This window comes from Bradyrhizobium sp. SZCCHNR1098 (assembly GCF_032489375.1).
Lineage (GTDB): Bacteria > Pseudomonadota > Alphaproteobacteria > Rhizobiales > Xanthobacteraceae > Bradyrhizobium.
This window is the reverse complement of sequence record NZ_JAUEXY010000009.1, coordinates 178,982-198,630: the sequence shown is the minus strand read 5'-3', so window position 1 is coordinate 198,630 and position 19,649 is coordinate 178,982. Positions and strand designations below refer to the sequence as shown.

Annotated in this window: 21 protein-coding genes; 14 read left to right on the top strand and 7 right to left on the bottom strand. The window is 66.2% G+C overall.

Annotation, left to right across the window (positions count from 1 at the left end; genetic code table 11):
• Positions 1 to 15: 15 nt before the first annotated feature.
• A complete protein-coding gene (gene mnmA, locus QX135_RS20335; RefSeq protein ID WP_315733852.1) occupies positions 16 to 1,212 on the bottom strand; it encodes a tRNA 2-thiouridine(34) synthase MnmA in 1,197 nt (398 codons plus the stop codon).
• 355 nt (positions 1,213 to 1,567) lie between these two features.
• Between mnmA and QX135_RS20330 the strand changes: the two genes are divergently transcribed.
• The 9 genes from QX135_RS20330 (at position 1,568) to QX135_RS20290 (ending at position 10,389) form a co-directional block, all read left to right on the top strand.
• Positions 1,568 to 3,172, top strand: a complete 1,605-nt coding sequence (locus tag QX135_RS20330) for a flagellar hook-length control protein FliK (RefSeq protein ID WP_410052050.1) — start codon at positions 1,568 to 1,570, stop codon at positions 3,170 to 3,172.
• Between the two features lie 12 nt (positions 3,173 to 3,184).
• A complete protein-coding gene (locus QX135_RS20325) occupies positions 3,185 to 3,883 on the top strand; it encodes a flagellar hook assembly protein FlgD (protein WP_315733856.1) in 699 nt (232 codons plus the stop codon).
• A 267-nt stretch (positions 3,884 to 4,150) separates the two neighbouring features.
• Positions 4,151 to 4,426 carry a DUF1153 domain-containing protein gene (locus tag QX135_RS20320; protein ID WP_002714638.1) on the top strand — a complete coding sequence of 92 codons (276 nt, stop codon included), beginning with the start codon at positions 4,151 to 4,153 and terminating at the stop codon, positions 4,424 to 4,426.
• A gap of 337 nt (positions 4,427 to 4,763) precedes the next feature.
• A complete protein-coding gene (fliF, locus tag QX135_RS20315) occupies positions 4,764 to 6,365 on the top strand; it encodes a flagellar basal-body MS-ring/collar protein FliF (RefSeq protein WP_316234259.1) in 1,602 nt (533 codons plus the stop codon).
• Between the two features lie 44 nt (positions 6,366 to 6,409).
• Positions 6,410 to 7,504: a flagellar motor switch protein FliG gene (gene fliG, locus QX135_RS20310; RefSeq protein ID WP_315733860.1), complete on the top strand. Its 1,095-nt coding sequence runs from the start codon at positions 6,410 to 6,412 to the stop codon at positions 7,502 to 7,504.
• Entirely contained in the window at positions 7,504 to 8,124 is a 621-nt protein-coding gene (locus QX135_RS20305; protein ID WP_315757304.1) for a FliH/SctL family protein, read from the top strand. The genes fliG and QX135_RS20305 overlap by 1 nt, the downstream gene beginning before the upstream one ends.
• Before the next feature lie 30 nt (positions 8,125 to 8,154).
• The gene (gene fliN, locus QX135_RS20300) at positions 8,155 to 8,502 is read left to right on the top strand and encodes a flagellar motor switch protein FliN (RefSeq protein ID WP_315733864.1); all 348 of its coding nucleotides are present in this window, start codon (positions 8,155 to 8,157) and stop codon (positions 8,500 to 8,502) included.
• A 53-nt stretch (positions 8,503 to 8,555) separates the two neighbouring features.
• Positions 8,556 to 9,935, top strand: a complete 1,380-nt coding sequence (locus tag QX135_RS20295; RefSeq protein ID WP_315784177.1) for a sigma-54 dependent transcriptional regulator — start codon at positions 8,556 to 8,558, stop codon at positions 9,933 to 9,935.
• Entirely contained in the window at positions 9,865 to 10,389 is a 525-nt protein-coding gene (locus QX135_RS20290) for a hypothetical protein (protein WP_315733868.1), read from the top strand. The genes QX135_RS20295 and QX135_RS20290 overlap by 71 nt, the downstream gene beginning before the upstream one ends.
• On the opposite strand, the gene QX135_RS20285 is transcribed toward QX135_RS20290, so the two are convergent.
• The 6 genes from QX135_RS20285 to QX135_RS20260 form a co-directional block, all read right to left on the bottom strand.
• Positions 10,380 to 10,535 (bottom strand): hypothetical protein, encoded by a 156-nt coding sequence (locus QX135_RS20285; protein WP_315733870.1) that lies wholly within the window; start codon positions 10,533 to 10,535, stop codon positions 10,380 to 10,382. The genes QX135_RS20290 and QX135_RS20285 overlap by 10 nt on opposite strands.
• Positions 10,536 to 10,626: 91 nt before the next feature.
• A complete protein-coding gene (locus QX135_RS20280) occupies positions 10,627 to 11,202 on the bottom strand; it encodes a flavin reductase family protein (RefSeq protein ID WP_315733872.1) in 576 nt (191 codons plus the stop codon).
• A gap of 14 nt (positions 11,203 to 11,216) precedes the next feature.
• A complete protein-coding gene (locus QX135_RS20275; protein ID WP_315733874.1) occupies positions 11,217 to 12,077 on the bottom strand; it encodes an ATP-binding cassette domain-containing protein in 861 nt (286 codons plus the stop codon).
• 9 nt (positions 12,078 to 12,086) lie between these two features.
• Positions 12,087 to 12,893 carry an ABC transporter permease subunit gene (locus QX135_RS20270; protein ID WP_315771890.1) on the bottom strand — a complete coding sequence of 269 codons (807 nt, stop codon included), beginning with the start codon at positions 12,891 to 12,893 and terminating at the stop codon, positions 12,087 to 12,089.
• On the bottom strand, positions 12,890 to 14,065 hold the full coding sequence (gene ssuD, locus QX135_RS20265; protein ID WP_315813121.1) for an FMNH2-dependent alkanesulfonate monooxygenase: 1,176 nt from the start codon (positions 14,063 to 14,065) through the stop codon (positions 12,890 to 12,892). Before ssuD ends, QX135_RS20270 begins: the two co-directional genes overlap by 4 nt.
• Positions 14,066 to 14,099: 34 nt before the next feature.
• A complete protein-coding gene (locus QX135_RS20260; RefSeq protein ID WP_316179853.1) occupies positions 14,100 to 15,056 on the bottom strand; it encodes an aliphatic sulfonate ABC transporter substrate-binding protein in 957 nt (318 codons plus the stop codon).
• A gap of 385 nt (positions 15,057 to 15,441) precedes the next feature.
• Between QX135_RS20260 and napE the strand changes: the two genes are divergently transcribed.
• Genes napE through QX135_RS20235 form a run of 5 tightly spaced genes read left to right on the top strand, consistent with a single transcriptional unit; the run spans position 15,442 to position 19,620 of the window.
• Positions 15,442 to 15,627 carry a periplasmic nitrate reductase, NapE protein gene (napE, locus tag QX135_RS20255; protein WP_315733882.1) on the top strand — a complete coding sequence of 62 codons (186 nt, stop codon included), beginning with the start codon at positions 15,442 to 15,444 and terminating at the stop codon, positions 15,625 to 15,627.
• Positions 15,628 to 15,644: 17 nt separating this feature from the next.
• Positions 15,645 to 15,965: a chaperone NapD gene (locus QX135_RS20250; protein ID WP_315733883.1), complete on the top strand. Its 321-nt coding sequence runs from the start codon at positions 15,645 to 15,647 to the stop codon at positions 15,963 to 15,965.
• Between the two features lie 15 nt (positions 15,966 to 15,980).
• The gene (gene napA, locus QX135_RS20245) at positions 15,981 to 18,485 is read left to right on the top strand and encodes a nitrate reductase catalytic subunit NapA (protein ID WP_316179854.1); all 2,505 of its coding nucleotides are present in this window, start codon (positions 15,981 to 15,983) and stop codon (positions 18,483 to 18,485) included.
• Positions 18,486 to 18,508: 23 nt separating this feature from the next.
• The gene (locus QX135_RS20240) at positions 18,509 to 18,961 is read left to right on the top strand and encodes a nitrate reductase cytochrome c-type subunit (protein ID WP_410052051.1); all 453 of its coding nucleotides are present in this window, start codon (positions 18,509 to 18,511) and stop codon (positions 18,959 to 18,961) included.
• A complete protein-coding gene (locus tag QX135_RS20235; protein WP_315733889.1) occupies positions 18,958 to 19,620 on the top strand; it encodes a NapC/NirT family cytochrome c in 663 nt (220 codons plus the stop codon). The genes QX135_RS20240 and QX135_RS20235 overlap by 4 nt, the downstream gene beginning before the upstream one ends.
• The last annotated feature ends 29 nt before the right edge of the window (positions 19,621 to 19,649 follow it).

Sequence of the window (19,649 nt, the reverse complement as noted above, 5' to 3'; positions counted from 1 at the left end):
AATGATGGATGCCGATCAGCCGCGGACCGGCTCGGCCACGCGCTGCGGCCTGATCACGTTGCCGCCCAAGCTGCTGCTTTCCGCAACAGCGCTCTGGATGAAGCCGCCACCGAGCACGCGGGCGCGGCCGGACGCGGCATCGTAGAACACGCAGGCCTGGCCCGGCGAGACGCCCTCTTCGCCGGCGACGAGCTCGACCTCGTAATGGCCGTCCGCACCGCGCAGCCAGGCCGGCTGCGGCGGCCGCGTCGAGCGCACCCGCACGAACAATTCGAGGCCCTCGCGCGCGGCCGCGTCGAGCGCGCCGTCACCGATCCAATTGACCTCGCGTAGCGTGATGCGATGCGTCCGCAGCGCCTCGCGCGGGCCGACCACGACGCGGCGGGTGGCGACGTCCAGCTTGACGACGTAGAGCGGCGCGCCGGCAGCGATGCCGAGGCCCTTGCGCTGACCGATCGTGTAGTTCGCGATGCCGTGATGCACGCCGAGCACGCGGCCCTGGAGATCGACGATCTCGCCCGGCTCCATGGCGTTCGGGCGCAGCTTGCCGATGATGTCGGTATAGCGGCCGGTGGGCACGAAGCAGATGTCCTGGCTGTCGTGCTTGTCGGCGACCTCCAGGCCGAAGCGGCGCGCGAGCTCGCGCACCTCCGGCTTGGTCATGTCGCCGAGCGGAAAGCGCAGATAATCGAGCTGCTCGCGCGTGGTCGCGAACAGGAAGTAGCTCTGGTCGCGATCGCTGTCCGCCGCGCAAGTGAGCGCGCGCGATCCGTCCGCCAGCCGCCGCGAGGCGACGTAGTGGCCGGTGGCGAGCACGGAGGCGCCGAGCTCGCGCGCGGTCTTCAGGAGATCGCCGAACTTGATCGCCCGGTTGCACTCGATGCACGGCACCGGCGTCTCGCCCGAAGCGTAGCTGGCGGCGAAATTGTCGATCACCGACTCGCGGAAGCGGTCTTCGTAGTCCAGCACGTAATGCGGGATGCCGAGGCGCTCGGCGACGTTGCGGGCATCGTGGATGTCCTGACCGGCGCAGCACGCGCCCTTGCGGTGCGTCGCCGCGCCGTGATCGTAGAGCTGCAGGGTGATGCCGACGACGTCGTAGCCTTCCGACTTCAACAGCGCGGCCGTCACCGACGAGTCCACGCCGCCGGACATGGCGACGACGACCCTGGTGTCTTCGGGACGGCCTTCGAGATCGAGACTGTTGAGCATGATCCGGTCACTGCGATCGCGGCGCCAGGCAACGGGTTCCCGGCGCGGGAACGCCTCGCATGCGCCGTCTTTGCGGATGGCTTGCTTCCGGCGATCTCCGACAGGATGTCCTGATCGGAAACAACACGAAAGCATCTGTCTCTAATATAGGCGCACTTCCTGCGAAGCAATTGCGCCGGTCGCAGATGCCGGCGGCAAATCTTGCCGGCCGGGCAGAAATGGCGAGGACGCGGCGGGGGATCCACGCCGCGATCGATTCCATAAGAAATTGAATTCATTGACTATTTTTGACAGCGCTGGCTTGGCCCGCTCCTTGCTGAACTGCTTCGTCGAGTTCATCGCGAGAGGTTCCAAGGTGTTCAGCGTCACGTCAGACATCCAGGCCGGCACGGCTCTCAAGACCACGGCGCCGAGACAGTCCCGTCAGGACGCTCCGCAGCCGGCCGACAGCTTCTCGGCGCTGGTCGACGCCGCGACTCCGGATCCGTCGACAGCGTCGCCGCCCACCTCCGCGTCGCCGTCACCGCGCGCCGGCAGCGCCTCCACCCCGAGCCGCGAGCCGGCGCGGGCCGGCGACGCCGATCGCACCACCCAGGCCAGGTCGCAGGACAAGCCGGCGGACAAGGCCGACGGCAGCAGTGCGGGCGCCGACGCCAGCGGTCCCGATACCACGGCCGACGCGACCACCGGCACGCCGACCAAGACCGATGCGGCCGGGACCGCCGACGGAAAGACCAGCGACGGCAAGACGGGCGACAAGAAGGACGGCGATCAGGCCGGCACGGATGCGAGCGCTGCAACGACCGCTATAGCCGAGCAGACCGTGGCCGTGCCGACGCCGGTCGCCGTCGCCATCCAGCCCGACATCACCCTCGCCAACCCCGCCACCGGCGATGGCACGGCGGGCGGCGACGGCAAAACCAATGCGCCCGGCGCCACCGCGCCCGTCGGAGCATCCGGTGTTGGCCCGCAGGGCTCGGTCGATGCCGCGGCAGATCTGCTTGCGGCCGCAGCCAAATCCACCGGTGCGGCCAAGGATGCCGACGGAGCCGGATCCGCCGCGGCGGCGCCCGAGACGGCAACGGCGGCCTCCGGCGACGCTGCCGCATCTGCCGATCAGACCTTCACCGCCGCGCTCGATGCGGCCGTTCCCGGCGGCACCAAGACGACGGGCAAGCCGGGCACCCAGACCAAGACGGGGCTCGCCGACGGCGCAGCCGGCAAGGTCACCGAACCGGGCAATGGCGACGTCCAGGCCGCTCAGCAGCCGGGCCATGGCGCCCTCGCCCAACAGCCCGCTGTTGCAGCCAAGCCGGACTCCGTCGAGGCCGGCGACGGGAAGGCGAATGGCAACGTGCAGGCACCAGCCTCACATGATCGCAACGCCGCGCCGACGACCAGCCCGACCAACGCGCCGGCGCCCGACCCGAGCGCACAGGCCACGGCCGCCGTGCAGCCCCAGCTGTCGACGCCGGCCGTATCGACCAGCCAGATCACCTCGGCCAACCTGACCGCGACAGCCGCCACGGCGGCCGCTGTGCCGCTGCACGGGCTTGCCGTCGAGATCGCAGCCTCCGCGCTCAACGGCAAGAGCCGCTTCGAGATCAGGCTGGATCCGGCAGAGCTCGGCCGCATCGACGTCCGGATCGACGTCGACCGCAACGGCCAGGTGACCTCGCATCTGCGGGTCGAGAAGCCGGAGACGCTGGCGATGCTGCAGCAGACGGCGCCGCAGCTGCAGCAGGCGCTGCAGGACGCCGGCCTCAAGAGCAACAACAGCGGATTGCAGTTCTCGCTCCGCGACCAGAACTCGTCCGGCCAGAACGGCGGCGATTATCAACAGAATGGCAACGCACAACGCCTGATCGTGACCGAGGACGAAAACGTCCCGGTCCAGCTCGCCGGCCGGTCCTATGGACGGATGTTCGGCGCGCAAGGCGGCGTGGATATCAGGGTTTAACAGGAGGCTTCCATGGCAATCGGCGACGCAATCACGTCAAGCCCGCCAGTCTCGGGCACGACCAACACCAATTCGTCATCCGGAAACAGCAACCTCGGCTCGAGCGCGGGCTCGACGATTGCAGGCAACTTCCAGACCTTCCTGACGCTGCTGACGACGCAGCTGCAGAACCAGAATCCGCTGGATCCGCTCGACACCAACCAGTTCACGCAGCAGCTCGTGCAGTTTGCCGGCGTCGAGCAGCAGCTCAAGACCAACGACCAGCTCGCATCGCTGCTCACGATGCAGCAGACGGCACAGGCGACCCAGGCGCTGGCCTTCGTCGGCAAGACCGCGGTCGTCGCCGGCGACACCACCAGCCTGTCCAGTGGAAAGGCGAGCTGGGGCCTCACCATCCCCAAGAACTGCAATCTGACGGTCAACATCATCAACAAGGCCGGGCAGACCGTCTTCACCGGCAAATATACGGCCAACGCTGGTGACAACCAGACCTACAGCTGGAATGGTCAGGGCAATGACGGCACGCAATGGCCGGATGGACAGTACAAGATCACGACGGTGGCGACCGACGCCACCAACGGCAATCCGGTTGCGATCAAGACCCAGGTCCAGGGCGCGGTGTCCTCGGTCGACCTGACCCAGCAGCCGCCATTGCTGACGATCGGCGGCCAGACCTACACGGTCAACCAGATCCGGCAGATCGTCGGCTAGCCCCCAAGCAACCGGCTCCTGAGACCGCGGATGCGCCTGCAGCTGAGCTTGAACATCAAGCTCTGCTGCCGCGACGACACGTCAGCGTAAGCGCCGGAAATTCTTAACCAATCATTTACCACGATTCCGCTCCCGGGGCGTCTCGCCACCGGAAGTGGCGGCGTTCGCGCACATCGCCGGATTCGCGCCCTTGGCTTAGGCAAATTTTAAGCGAGGCGGCGTAGGGTCTTACCGTGAGTTCAGTGGTTAAGAGTTTGTGAGTACGCCATGACAGAACCCCATCGCCCGAGGGTGAAATACGTCATCGGGCCTGACGGCAGCCCGCTCACCATCGCGGATTTGCCTGCCCCAGGCACCAAGAGGTGGGTCATTCGCCGGAAGGCGGAAGTCGTTGCCGCCGTTCGCGGCGGCTTGCTATCCCTCGAGGAAGCGTGCAGCCGCTACACCCTGACCGTCGACGAATTCCTGTCGTGGCAGTTCTCGATCGACCAGCACGGTCTGGCCGGCCTGCGCACCACCCGAATTCAGCAATATCGCCAATAGATCGTTACCGACGCGACTGGACTTCTTCGAAAATCGGCTTGGCCCTGCCAAGCCGATTTTTTGCATGTCTACACTTTGTTAGGACCCTTTAACCACCGTTAACCATATCGAAACCTTCCCATAGGCAATAATTGCCCAGTGGTTCGTTTCAACCTCCGCAACCCGTCCCGCGAATGGCGGGGGCAGCGGCTGACATCGGATCGCCACCTGGAATGCGGGTGTTGGTGAAGGTTAAGGATTGAATTTCGCGATCTATGCAACCGGCCGTAAAGGCCCGCGAAGCTCAAATCACCTTTCAGCAGCCACCCGTCGAAATGCCGAACTATGGGGCAGTTGCTTGCAAGGTCTCTTGGACTTTCTGAAGGGTTTGGGCGCCGCGCGGCTCACCGCCATGATCGCAGTCACCGCTGCTCTGATCGGCTTCTTCGGTTTCGTCATCATGCGCGTGACGGCGCCGCAGATGACCACCCTCTTCACCGACCTGACCATGGAAGACTCCTCCAGCATCATCAAGGATCTGGAGCGGCAGGGCATCGCCTTCGAGATCCGCAATGAAGGCAGCGTGATCCTGGTGCCGAAGGACAAGGTCACCCGGCTACGCATGAAGCTCGCCGAGGGCGGCCTGCCCAAGGGCGGTGGCATCGGCTACGAGATCTTCGACAAGTCGGACGCGCTGGGCACCACGAGCTTCGTCCAGAACATCAACCATCTCCGCGCGCTCGAGGGCGAGCTCGCCCGCACCATCCGCGCCATCGACCGCGTCCAGGCGGCGCGCGTCCATCTCGTCCTGCCGGAGCGGCCGCTGTTCTCGCGCGAGACCCCGGAGCCGTCCGCCTCGATCGTCGTGCGCGTGCGCGGCACCCTCGAGCCGGCGCAGATCCGCGCCATCCGCCACCTCGTCGCTTCCGCCGTCAACGGCCTGAAGCCGCAGCGGGTGTCGATCGTCGACGAGGCCGGACAGCTGCTCGCCGACGGCACCCAGACCGACATCGACCAGCAGGTCGGCGACGAGCGCCGCAACGCCTTCGAGAAGCGGATGCGCAAGCAGGTCGAGGACATCGTCTCCTCGGTCGTCGGTGCGGGCCGCGCCCGCGTCCAGCTCTCCGCCGACTTCGACTTCAACCGCATCACCCAGACCTCCGACCGCTACGATCCGGAAGGCCGCGTGCTGCGCTCGAGCCAGACCCGCGAAGAGCAGTCGGCGACCAACGAGAGTAACGGCCAGGTTACGGTCAACAACGAGCTGCCGGGCAACCAGCAGAACCAGCCGCCGCAGCAGCCGCGGGACCAGAGCAAAAAGACCGAAGAGACCAACAATTACGAGATCTCCCGGACCACCAAGACGGAGGTCACCGAGGCCGGACGGGTCAACCGCATCTCGGTCGCGGTGCTGGTCGACGGCGCCTACTCCAAGAACGAAAAGGGCGAGCTGGTCTATCAGGAGCGCAGCAAGGACGAGCTCGACCGCATCGCCGCGCTGGTCCGCTCCGCAATCGGCTTCGACCAGAAGCGCGGCGACCAGGTCGAGGTGGTCAACCTGAAGTTCGCCGACGCTCCCACGGTGCCGCAGATCAACGAGCCCACCGGCTTTCTCGGCATGCTCCACTTCACCAAGGATGACGTCATGTACGTCATCGAGCTCGCGGTGATGATGCTGCTCGGCATTGTCGTCGTGTTCATGGTGGTGCGGCCGCTGGTGAAGAAGATCATTGCCACCGAAGAGGTCGCCGCCCTGGGCGGCGGCCTGCCGGCGCTCACCGACGAAACCGTCCAGGCAGCCGCTCACGCCCAGCAGACCGCCAGCCTGATCGACGTCGCCCAGGTCCAGGGCCAGGTCCACGCCCAGTCCGTCCACCGGGTGGGCGAGCTGGCCGACCGCAACCCGGGCGAAGCCGCCGCCATCATCCGCCAGTGGCTCGCCGAGCCGCAGCAGAACTGATCCCACCGACGTGAACCGCCTGAACTGAAAAGAACGTAGACGCCATGTCGCTGCCGCAGACCCAGAACGCCAACGCCAACAACAACGACATTTCCACGGTGATCGCGACGCTGGCGAGCCGCCAGGCGCAGCGCCCGAAGACCGAGCCCTTGAGCGGCCCGCGGCGCGCTGCCGTGATGATGCTCGCGCTCGGCGAGCAGTATGGCGGCAAGATCTGGCAGCAGCTCGATGACGACGAGGTGCGTGAACTGTCGCTCGCGATGTCGACGCTGGGAACCATCGAAGCCGACGTCGTCGAGGACCTGATGCTCGAATTCGTCTCGCGCATGTCTGCTTCCGGCGCGCTGATGGGCAATTTCGACGCCACCGAGCGGCTGCTGCAGCAATATCTGCCGCCGGAGCGCGTCAACGGCATCATGGATGAGATCCGCGGCCCCGCCGGCCGCAACATGTGGGAGAAGCTCTCCAACGTCCAGGAAGAGGTGCTCGCCAACTACCTCAAGAACGAATATCCGCAGACCATCGCGGTCGTGCTGTCCAAGCTGAAGCCGGAGCATGCCGCGCGCGTGCTTGCGATCCTGCCCGAGGACATGGCACTCGACGTGATCGGCCGCATGCTCCGCATGGAAGCGGTGCAGAAGGAGGTCATCGAGCGGGTGGAGCAGACCTTGCGCACCGAATTCATGTCGAACCTGTCGCAGACCCGCCGCCGCGACGCCCACGAGGTCATGGCCGAGATCTTCAACAATTTCGACCGCCAGACCGAGACCCGCTTCATCACCTCGCTGGAGGAAGATAACCGGGAGTCAGCCGAGCGTATCAAGGCGCTGATGTTCACCTTCGACGACCTGATCAAGCTCGATTCCGCCTCGGCGCAGACGCTGCTGCGCAATGTCGACAAAGACAAGCTCGGCGTGGCGCTCAAGAGCGCCAACGAGGAGGTGCGCAACTTCTTCTTCGGCAACATGTCGTCGCGCGCCGCCAAGATGCTGCAGGACGACATGGCCGCCATGGGACCGGTGCGGCTGCGCGACGTCGACGAGGCGCAGGCCCTGCTCGTCAATCTCGCCAAGGATCTCGCCGCCAAGGGCGAGATCATGCTCAGCAAGAACCGCGCCGACGACGAACTGGTGTATTGATGGCTCAGCCCGCGAAATTCCTGTTCGATACCGACTTCGCCGCGCCGGAGAAGACGACGCGGGAGCGTGCGGCCACGTCCGCCGAGATCGCACAGAAGGTCGCGGCCGCCGAAGCCGCCGCCTACCGCAACGGCTACGAGGCGGCGCAGCGCGAAGCCAAGGTCGAAGCCGACCGCCGCGTCGCGTCGGCGCTGGAGCAGATCAACATCCAATTGCAGGGCATCTCCGCCCGCTTCGAAGGCATCGAGCAGCGGATGGAAACTGAGGCCGTCGATGTGGCGGTCGCCGTCGCCCGCAAGCTGTGCGCGGCGCTGATCGAGGCGGAGCCGCTCGGCGAGATCATCGGCCTCGTGCACGACTGCTTCGCGCATCTGGTCGCCACGCCGCACCTCGTGCTGCGCATCAACGAGACGCTGTACGAGCTCGCCCGCGAGAAGATCGAGAAGCTCGCCAAGCAGAGCGGCTTCGAGGGACGCCTCGTGATCCTCGCCGAGCCGGAGATCGCGACCGGCGACTGCCGCATCGAGTGGGCCGATGGCGGCGTGGTGCTGGAGCGCGCTGCGATCGACGCCAAGATCAACGAGCTGGTCGGACGCTACATGGCGTCCAGGAAGAACTAGGCCGCTGTGGCGGCCGAAGGAGTTTAAGTCATGAGCGACAACGAGATCCCGCTTCCCGACCTCAATTCCGCGGACGCACCTCCGTTGGGCGGGGACGTCGGCTACAACGAAGAAGAGCATGCCGCGCGCATCGCGGCCGACCTCGAGGCGGTGTTCGACGTCCCGGTTCAGGTCTCGGCCGTGCTCGGCCGCTCGAAGATGGATGTTGGCGAGCTCCTGAAGCTCGGGCCCGGCACTGTGCTCGAGCTCGACCGCAAGGTCGGCGAGGCGATCGACATCTACGTCAACAACCGGCTCGTGGCACGCGGCGAGGTGGTTCTGGTCGAAGACAAGCTCGGCGTGACGATGACCGAAATCATCAAGTCCGACCGCAACTGACAGGCATGACCTGCGTGCCGATCGAGAGCGGCGCGACCGAATAGGAGACCAACATGCGGCTTCTCATCGTCGGAACGCTGAAGGGCCAGTTGACGACGGCCACCAAGATCGCCATGGAGAACGGCGCCACCGTCACCCATGCCGAGGACAACGAGCAGGCGATGCGCGTGCTGCGCGGCGGCAAGGGCGCCGACCTGCTGCTGGTCGACGTCGCGCTCGACATCCGCGACCTGGTGATGCGGCTCGACGCCGAGCACATCCACGTGCCGATCGTCGCCTGCGGCATCACCAGTGATGCACGCGCCGCGGTCGCCGCCATCCATGCCGGCGCCAAGGAATACATTCCGCTGCCGCCGGATCCCGAGCTGATCGCGGCGGTGCTCGCCGCCGTCGCCAACGATTCGCGCGACCTCGTCTATCGCGACGAGGCGATGGCCAAGGTGATCAAGCTCGCCCAACAGATCGCCGGCTCCGACGCCTCGGTGATGATCACCGGCGAGTCCGGCACCGGCAAGGAGGTGCTGGCGCGCTACGTCCACACCCGCTCGGCCCGCGCCAAGCGTCCCTTCATCTCGATCAACTGCGCCGCGATCCCTGAGCATCTGCTGGAATCCGAGCTGTTCGGCCACGAGAAGGGCGCCTTCACCGGCGCGGTCGCGCGCCGCATCGGCAAGTTCGAGGAGGCCAATGGCGGCACCCTGCTGCTCGACGAAATCTCGGAAATGGACGTGCGGCTGCAGTCCAAGCTGCTGCGCGCCATCCAGGAGCGCGTGATCGACCGCGTCGGCGGCACCCGCCCGGTGCCGGTCGATATCCGCATCATCGCGACCTCCAACCGCAACCTTGCCGACGCCGTTCGCGAGGGCACGTTCCGCGAGGACCTGCTGTTCCGCCTCAACGTCGTCAACCTGAAGATCCCGCCGCTGCGCGAACGCCCCGCCGACATTCTCGAGCTGGCGCAGCATTTCGCGCGCAAATACTCCGATGCCAATGCCGTGCCGCTGCGGCCGATCTCGGCGGAAGCCAAGCGCATCCTCACCACCAATCGCTGGCCGGGGAACGTGCGCGAGCTGGAGAACACGATGCATCGCGCGGTGCTGATGGCGCAGGGCGACGAGATCGGGCCGGATGCCATCCTCACGCCGGACGGCACCCGTCTCGACATCGGCAAGACCCAGCCTGCCGTCGCGCATGCTACGATGGCCGCGGAACAGGTCACACGCGCTTTGGTCGGCCGCACGGTCGCCGATGTCGAACGTGACCTGATCCTGGAGACCCTGAAGCACTGCCTGGGCAACCGGACACATGCGGCCAATATCTTGGGCATCTCGATCCGCACGTTGCGCAACAAACTCAACGAATATGCCGACGGCGGCGTGCCGATCCCGCCGCCAGGCTCCGGCGACACGCCGCGCGTGCCGAGCGCCGTATAATCTGCCCATCCGGATCGTTCTCGGCGGCGCGCTGGCCCTCGGCGCGCCGCTTGCCGTTTCGCCGGCTGATGCCGCAACGCGCGGCGTGCTGTCCGGCTGCTGGGAGCAGACGTCGCACGCACCGCTCGTCAATCCGTCGTCGGGTCAGGAATGGGGCGCCCGGAGCTGGTGCTTCGCAGGCAAGGGCAAGCTGATCTCGCGAACGATCGCCTGTGGCAGGGAGGGCTGCGACGGCTGGGACAATGAACGCAGCTATCGCTGGCGGCCGCCCACCCTCTCGTTGTCCGATGCCGAGACGTCGCCGGATGGCGGGCGCATCAAAGTGTGGCGCCGCTGCCGCGTGCAGTTTCTGACCGACGATTGGATGCAGCTACAGGACTGTCAGCAGTCCCCGGATCCGTGGGTTCGCGAGAACACGCCGGCGCGTCGTCGCCGGGCACCACCTCACGAATAGTTCGGCGCCTCGGGATTGCGGAAAATGTGAATGGGATCGCCGGGCGTGAACTCGCGTTGCGTCAGCACGGCATAGGCATAGAGCGCGAGATACAGGATCGCGACGGTGCCGATCACGTAGAGCGCCCAGGTTCCGATCCGTTTCATCAGCTCCGCCGCAAACACCGCCTCAAGGCCGCGGTGCTTTTACGGCGTTCAGCTTCGGGACGCCACCCTGCGACCAACCGCCGCTCACCCCCTACGGCACGTCCTGCGGATCGGCCCCGCCGAGGGGGCCAAGTCGGGCGATGTCCGCGTCGCGGTCGACGTGCACATAGCCGCCATGCCAATACGCCAGGGCTGCCGCTTGCGGCGCCACCTCGACATGCACCACGCGGCCGATCACGATGCCATGGGAATGCCGCTCGATGATCTCCTCGACCTCGCAGTCCAGCGCGGCGAGCGCCCCGACCAGGAGCGGCACGCCCGTCACGTGCTTGCGCCACTCGGCGCCGGCGAACCGCTCGGCGCCTCTGAGACCGCCTTTACCCGAGAACCGCTCGGCCACGCCGATCTGGTCCGCGGCGAGCAGATTGGCGCCGAAAACACGCTCCCGCTGCAGGATCGGCCAGGACGAGGCGTTCCGATTGAGGCTCACGATCACGGACGCCGGCTCGATCGAGAGCGATGACAGCGAACTCACCGTCATGCCGGTGACCTCATCGCCGCGCCCCACGGTGATCACGCTCACGCCCCCGACCAGTTGGCGCATCGCGGAGCGGAAATCGGGCTGAAGCGCGGTGACGTCGGGCATGAGGCGGACGATGGAGTTCATTGCGATATTATCTCCTAACCCGTCGTGCCCGGTCCGAGCAACTGGCCCAGGATCGAGCCTTCCAGCGCCGCAAGCTCCGCAGAGCCGCGCTGGCGCGGGCGCGGCAGATCGACCCTGATGTCCTCGGCGATCCGGCCATTCTCGATGACCAGAACCCGGTCGGCCAGGGCCACGGCTTCCGCCACGTCATGGGTGACCAGGATTGCGGTGAAGGTTTGATCGGCCCAGACCCGCTCCAGCAGCCGCTGCATCGCGATCCGCGTCAACGCATCGAGGGCGCCGAGCGGCTCGTCGAACGCCAGCAGGCGCGGACCGCTGACGAGCGCGCGCGCCAGCGCGACGCGCTGCTTCTGGCCGCCGGACAGCACCGCCGGCCATTGGTCGCGCTTGTCGGCGAGACCCACTTCCTCCAGCGCCTGCCGCGCGCGCTCATGCGCGCCGGCGGCCTTGCGCTCGCGGCCGAGGCCGACCTCGACATTGCCGAGCACCCGCGCCCACGGCAGCAGCCGCGGTTCCTGGAACATGACGCGGACGTCCTCGGGCCGCGCCGCGGCTTCACCGAAGCTGATGCTGCCCGACGTCGGCTTGTCCAGACCTGCGATCAGGCGGAGCAGCGTGCTCTTGCCGCAGCCACTCTGACCGACGATCGCGACGAACTGACCGGCCGGAATCTCGAGATCGATGCCGCGCAGCACCTCGTTGTCGCCGAACGCCTTGCGAAGGTCGCGGATCACCAGCGGCAGGCCGCGCGTCTCGGGTTTGGCCGGGGTCACGCCTGGCTTCCTCGCGTGGCGGAAGGCCTCAGCCTGCCCGATCACGTCAGCGCCGTCGATCGCCTCGGCGCCGGACACGGGAATTCGGAGCGCTTGCTGCATTTACGAACCTCAATGTTTGCTGAAGGCCGGATGCCAGGACAGCGTCATCCGTTCCAGCACCCGCGAAGCGCTGTCGGCGACCTTGCCCAGCAGGGCGTAGATCAGGATGGAGAGCACGACGACGTCGATCTGCATGAACTCGCGCGCCTGCATCGCCATGTAGCCGAGGCCTGAAGAGGCCGCGATCGTCTCGGCGACAATCAAGGTGAGCCACATGATGCCGAGCGCGAAGCGCAGGCCGACGAAGATCGACGGCAGCGCGCCGGGGAAGATCACGCGGCGAAACAGCTCGCCGTCGGTCATGCCGTAGACGCGGCCCATTTCAATGAGTTGCGGATCGACGGTGCGAATCCCGTGCAGCGTGTTGAGGTAGACGGGGAAGAACACGCCGAGGGCCACCAGGAACAGTTTTGCGCTCTCGTCGATGCCGAACCACAGGATGACCAGCGGGATCAGCGCCAGATGTGGCACGTTGCGCACCATTTGCAAGGTGGTGTCGGTAAGCTTCGCCGACAGCTGCGACAGGCCGTTGGCGAGCCCGAAGGCGAAGCCGATGCTGCCGCCGATCAAAAAGCCGATCGAGGCGCGCCAGAAGCTGACCCAGATGTTGCGGCCGAGCTCACCCGACCACAGCAGCTTCCACCCGGCGCGCGCGACGTCGCTCGGCGCCGGCAGCACCCGCGGCGACACCAGGCCGGCGAGAGAGGCCGCCTGCCAGATCAGGATGATCGCGAGCGGCACCAGCCAGGGGATCAGCGCATCCGCGCTCGGCACCGCGAGCTTGCGGACCTTGGGAAGGCTTTCGATCAGGCTCATGACTGCGAGGCTCTCTGCAACGGACGATGCTCGTTGGCGATGGTCTCACCGAATGGGCCGGTGTTGGTGCGCAGTTTGGTCACGTTGCCGGCCTGCTCCGACACGTTCAGCCCAAGCTTGGGAAACACCAGCTCGGCGAAGCGATAGGCTTCCTCGAGATGCGGGTAGCCGGAGAGGATGAAGGTATCGATGCCGAGATCCTGATACTCGCGGATGCGAGCCGCGACCGTGTCGGGATCGCCGACCAGCGCGGTCCCGGCGCCGCCGCGGACGAGGCCGACGCCGGCCCACAGGTTCGGGCTGATCTCGAGCTTGTCGCGCCGGCCGCCGTGGAGCTGCGACATGCGCTGCTGGCCGACCGAATCCATCCGCGCAAAAATCTTCTGTGCCGAGGCGATGGTGTCGTCGGTGACGTGCTTGATGAGGTCGTCGGCGGCCGCCCACGCCTCCGCGTTGGTCTCGCGCACGATCACGTGCAGGCGGATGCCGAACGACAGCTTGCGGCCACGGCTGTCGGCGACGGCTCTCACCTTGGCGATCTTCGCCGCGACATCTGCCGGCGGCTCGCCCCAGGTAAGATACTTCTCGACCGTATCGACGGCGACGTCGATGCCGGCATCCGACGAGCCACCGAAGAACAGCGGCGGGCGTGGCGACTGCACCGGTGGGAACAGCAGCCGGCCATCCTCGACCTTGATGTGCTTGCCGGCGAAGTTGACGGCTTCGCCTTCGAGCAGCGCGTTGTAGACGGTGAGAAACTCGCGGGTGACCTCGTAGCGCTCCTCATGCGACAGGAAGACGCCGTCGCCCTTGTTTTCGACCGGATCGCCGCCGGTGACGACGTTGACCAGCAGGCGTCCGTTGGTGACGCGGTCCAGCGTCGCAGTCATGCGCGCGGCCACGGCCGGCGATTGCAGACCCGGACGCACCGCGACGAGATAGCGCAGCTTCTCGGTGAAAGGCGCCACGGCCGACGCCACGATCCAGGAATCCTCGCAGCTGCGCCCCGTCGGGATCAGCACGCCGAAATAGCCGAGCTGGTCGGCGGCCTGCGCGACCTGGCGCAGATAGTTGAAGTTGACCTCGCGGCCGCCTTGCGAGGTGCCGAGATAGCGGCCGTCGCCATGGGTCGGCAGGAACCACAGCACATTGGGCTTCGAAGCATTGCTCATGTCGTTCTCTTTCGGATCGTGTCGCAGGCGAGCGTCAGGTGAACGGCATCCACTTCCAGACGATGTCGGCGACGTTGACTTGTTTCGGGATGAGCCCAACCCGGGCGAAGCGGTCGGCGACGGCCTGCTGGCTCTTGATGACCTCGTCGTCGATCGGCACGACGCTATAGACCGAGCGGTCGACGAAGCGCTTGACCGCCTCAAGATCGACGCCGGTGGCCTCGGCCTGGGCCTTGGCGACCTCCTCGTGATGGCTGTTGGCCCACACGCCCTCCGCGGCGAAGGCGGCGTTCAGCCTGGCCACCACGGCCGGGTACTTTTCGACGAAGTCGGAGCCGACGATGTAGAACGAGTTCGGCTTGTGCACGTCCTTGTCCCACGCGATCACCCGCGCATTCTCCTTGAGCTCGGCGAGCGCGAGATACGGATCCCAAATCGACCAGGCGTCGACCGAGCCCTTGACGAAGGCGGCGGTGGCATCGGCGGGCGCGAGCGGCGCCGGCGTGATGTCGGTCCAGGACAGGCCCGCCTTCTCCAGCGCGGCAACCAGGAGATTGTGCGCGCTCGAGCCCTTGCCGAAGGCGACGCGCTTACCCTTGAGATCGGCGAGCGACTTGATCGGCGAGTCCTTGGGCACGATGATCGCCTGGCTGCTGCCGTTCTGCTTGACGGCCGCCGCGTAGCGGATCTTGGCACTGGCGGCCTGCGCGAAGATCGGCGGCGCGTCGCCGACATAGCCGAAATCGACGCTGCCGACATTGATGGCCTCCAGCAGCGGCGGACCGAACTGGAAGTCGACCCAGACGATGTCGATGCCGACAGGCTTGAACGTGTCCTCGATGGTGCGGCGCGCCTTCACGGCCGGGAAGAAGCCGCCCTTCTGGGTGCCGATCCGGATCTCCTTCGGCTTGTCCTCGGCGCGCAGCGGCGTCGCAGAGGCCATCACCGCAGCCGATGCCAACGACAGTTTCAGAAAATCACGCCGCTTCATTGCCCTCTCCGATCACCCTTGTGCATCTACGTTGATGCGATGCACAGGATGATGGTGGCGGGCGAAACGCGTGTCGAGCACCCCTGGAAAATAGTGATGCCGGTCCTCTCGGCTCACGACCAGAGGGGATGATCGTATCGAGGCCCCCACGCAAAGCAGCGAGAATTTCTCGCAAGCAAAGATGCGATCACGCGTCTTCACGGCCCATCAACCAAGATCTCGGTGGGACCGGCGCGACTCCGCTCTGGCGGTGCGCCGGTGTGCGCGAGGTTCCGCCCGCTTGATCCAGGTCAACGCCGGTTTCCGGAGCTTTCTTAAACATAAGATTAGGCGCGGCCCGGATGCCGCAATCCCTCCTGAACCTCCCCTAGCAGAGAATTCTCTCATGTCGCTCGTTGGCAGCGATGCGAACGCGCATGCGCGTCGCAGACGCATGGAAATTTTTGCCTTCCTGTTTCTCACCGCCGTGCTGATGCCCGCGCTCGCGGTCGCCACCGTCGGCTCCTACGGGCTCACGGTGTGGGTCTACCAGATGATGGTCGGGCCGCCCGGCCCGCCTGCTGCGCATTGATTGGAACGACCACGCCTATGCTCTCCCACCGCACCTCCCTCGACCGCCGCGCGCTGATCACCGGCCGTGTCCTCACCGCCGATCCCGTCGTCGCGCCGGCCAAGGGCGAGATCGCCAGCATCATCGTGCAGACCCGCCCCGAGCAGCTCGATCGCGTCGAAGCCGACATCCTCGCGCTGTCCGGCTGCGAGATCCACGGCCGCGACGAGCGCGGCAAGCTGATCGTGGTCGTCGATGCGCCCGATGCCGGCGCGCTCGGCGCCACCATGAACCGGATCGGACTGCTGCCGCACGTGCACTCCGCCTGCCTCGTCTTCCACGCCATCGACGCCGGCTAATCACACGAGACTCCAATGACCGACATGAAGATCGATCGCCGCCAGATGCTGAAGCTGGAGGCCGCCGCGATTGCCGCGGCCGCCGCCGGCATGCCGAGCGCCTCGCTCGCGGCAAACCTCGTCACCGAGCGCGAAGCCTCCGAGTTGAAATGGGACAAGGCCGCCTGCCGCTTCTGCGGCACCGGCTGCAGCGTGATGGTCGCGACCAAGGACAACCGGGTCGTCGCCACCCATGGCGACATCAAGGCCGAGGTCAATCGCGGCCTGAACTGCGTCAAGGGCTACTTTCTCTCGAAGATCATGTACGGCCATGATCGCCTGACGCATCCGATGCTGCGCAAGACGAACGGCAAGTACGACAAGAACGGCGAGTTCACCCCCGTCTCCTGGGACGAAGCCTTCGACGTCATGGCCGCGAAGTACAAGGAGGCGCTGAAGAAGCGCGGGCCTTCCGGCGTCGGCATGTTCGGCTCCGGACAGTGGACGATCTGGGAAGGCTATGCGGCCTCGAAGCTGTTCAAGGCCGGCTTCCGCTCCAACAACATCGATCCGAATGCGCGGCACTGCATGGCCTCGGCCGTCGCCGGCATGATGCGCACCTTCGGTATCGACGAGCCGCCCGGCTGCTACGACGACATCGAGGCCACCGACGCGTTCGTGCTGTGGGGCTCCAACATGGCGGAGATGCATCCGATCCTATGGAGCCGCGTCACCGACCGCAGGCTGTCGGCGCCGCATGTCAAGGTCGCCGTGCTCTCGACCTTCGAGCACCGCTCGTTCGACCTCGCCGACATCGGCATGGTGTTCAAGCCGCAGACCGATCTCTATCTCCTCAATGCGATCGCCAACCACATCATCAAGACCGGCCGCGTCAACAAGGAGTTCGTCCAGGCGCATACGGTGTTCAAGAAGGGCCAGACCGACATCGGCTACGGCCTGCGGCCCGAGCATCCGCTGGAGAAGAAGGCGACCGGCCGCACCAAGGCCAATGACGCCACCGACATCTCGTTCGACGATTATGCCAAGTTCGTCTCCGACTACACGCTGGAGAAGGCCGCCGAGATGTCCGGCGTGCCGCTGAACCGGCTGGAGGCGCTGGCCGAGCTCTATGCCGATCCGAAGACCAAGGTGGTCTCGTTCTGGACCATGGGCTTCAACCAGCACACCCGCGGCGTCTGGTGCAACAACCTCGTCTACAACATCCACCTCCTGACCGGAAAGATCAGCGAGCCCGGCAACAGCCCGTTCTCGCTGACCGGCCAGCCCTCGGCCTGCGGCACCGCGCGCGAGGTCGGCACCTTCTCGCACCGCCTGCCCGCCGACATGGTCGTCACCAACAAGGAGCACCGCACCAAGGCCGAGCACATCTGGCAGTTGCCGGAAGGCACGATCCCCGACAAGCCGGGCTATCACGCCGTGCTGCAGAGCCGGATGCTGAAGGACGGCCTGCTCAACGCCTATTGGGTACAGGTCAACAACAATCTGCAGGCCGGCCCCAACGCGAACGAGGAGACCTATCCGGGCTTCCGCAATCCGGACAATTTCATCGTCGTCTCCGACGCCTATCCGTCCGTCACCGCGCTCGCCGCCGATCTGATCCTGCCGACCGCGATGTGGGTGGAGAAGGAAGGCGCCTATGGCAATGCCGAGCGCCGCACCCAGTTCTGGCACCAGCTCGTGTCGGCACCCGGCGAGGCACGCTCGGATCTCTGGCAGCTCATGGAGTTCTCCAAGCGCTTCAAGATCGAGGAGGTCTGGACCGAGGAGCTGATCGCCAAGAAGCCCGACGTGCGCGGCAAGACGCTGTTCGACGTGCTCTACAAGAACGGCCAGGTCGACAAGTTCCCGCTCGACCAGATCGAGCCGGGCTACGCCAACGACGAGTCCAAGGCGTTCGGCTTCTACGTCCACAAGGGCCTGTTCGAGGAATACGCCTCCTTCGGACGCGGCCACGGCCACGACCTGGCGCCGTTCGAGGCCTATCACAAGGAGCGTGGCCTGCGCTGGCCGGTGGTCGACGGCAAGGAGACGCGCTGGCGCTTCCGCGAGGGCTCCGATCCTTACGTCAAGGCCGGCACCGGCGTGCAGTTCTACGGCTTCCCCGACGGCAAGGCGCGCATCTTCGCTTTGCCCTACGAGCCGCCGGCGGAATCGCCCGACAAGGACTACCCGTTCTGGCTGTCGACGGGCCGCGTAGTCGAGCATTGGCATTCCGGCACGATGACGCGCCGCGTGCCCGAGCTCTACAAGGCCTTCCCCGAAGCCGTCTGCTTCATGCATCCGGACGATGCGCAGGAAGCCAACCTGCGGCGCGGCGACGAGGTCAAGGTCGCCTCGCGACGCGGCTTTATCCGCGCCCGCGTCGAGACCCGCGGCCGCGACAAGCCGCCGCGCGGGCTCGTGTTCGTGCCGTGGTTCGACGAGTCGAAGCTGATCAACAAGGTGACGCTCGACGCCACCGATCCGATCTCGCTGCAGACCGACTACAAGAAATGCGCCGTGCGCATCGAGCGGGTGTGACGATCATGATCAGGAAACTTGCCATGATGCTGGTCGCGGCCAGCGTTGCAGGCGGGTCGAGCGCGCTGCTCGCCCAGAGCGTCAGCTCGTCCCTGCGCGGTCCCGCGCCGCTCAACGACGAAGGCCCGGCGCCGCCGATGCAGCCGATGAAGAACACCGCCGAGAAGGAGGTCCGCAACTATCCGGAGCAGCCGCCGGTGATTCCGCATGCCATCGACGGCTATCAGGTCGACATGCAGGGCAACAAATGCCTGTCCTGCCATGCCCGTGCGCGCACCGCGGAGTCGAAGGCGCCGATGCTGTCGATCACCCACTTCATGGATCGCGACGGCCAGTTCCTGGCCTCGGTGTCACCGCGCCGCTTCTTCTGCACCCAGTGCCACGTGCCGCAGAGCGTCGCCAACCCGCCGGTCAGCAACGACTTCGTCGACATCGACACGCTGCTGGCGCACGACAGGCCGGGTGGCAAGCGATGAGCAGCGCCGACATCCCGGAGGGCGCCAAAGCGCCCGTCCCCGAGAAGCGGCTCGGCCTTGTCCGCCGCGCCTGGCAGTTCATTCTCGACCTCATCGACGTGCTGCTGAAGCCGAGCTCCGTGTTCGGGCTCGGCGTGCTGGTGCTGGCGGGCTTCCTCGCCGGCGTCATCTTCTGGGGCGGCTTCAACACCGCGCTGGAGATCACCAACACCGAGAAGTTCTGCACCGGCTGTCACGAGATGCGCGACAACGTGTTCGCCGAGCTGAAGTCGACCGTCCACTTCTCCAACCGCTCCGGCGTGCGCGCCAGTTGCCCGGACTGCCATGTGCCGCACAACTGGACCGACAAGATCGCGCGCAAGATGCAGGCCTCCAAGGAGGTCTGGGGCCATCTGTTCGGCTCGATCAACACCCGCGAGAAGTTCACCGACCGCAGGCTGGAGCTGGCCTTGCACGAATGGGCGCGCTTCAAGGCCAATGATTCGCTCGAATGCCGCAACTGCCACAGCGCGCAATCGATGGACATCACCAAGCAGTCGCCGCGCGCCGTCGAAGCGCACCAGCGCTTCCTCTTCACCGGCGAGAAGACCTGCATCGACTGCCACAAGGGCATCGCGCATCATCTGCCGGACATGCGCGGCGTCCCGGGCTGGCAGTAGGCTTCTTCTGGAGGGGAACGAGCGATCGC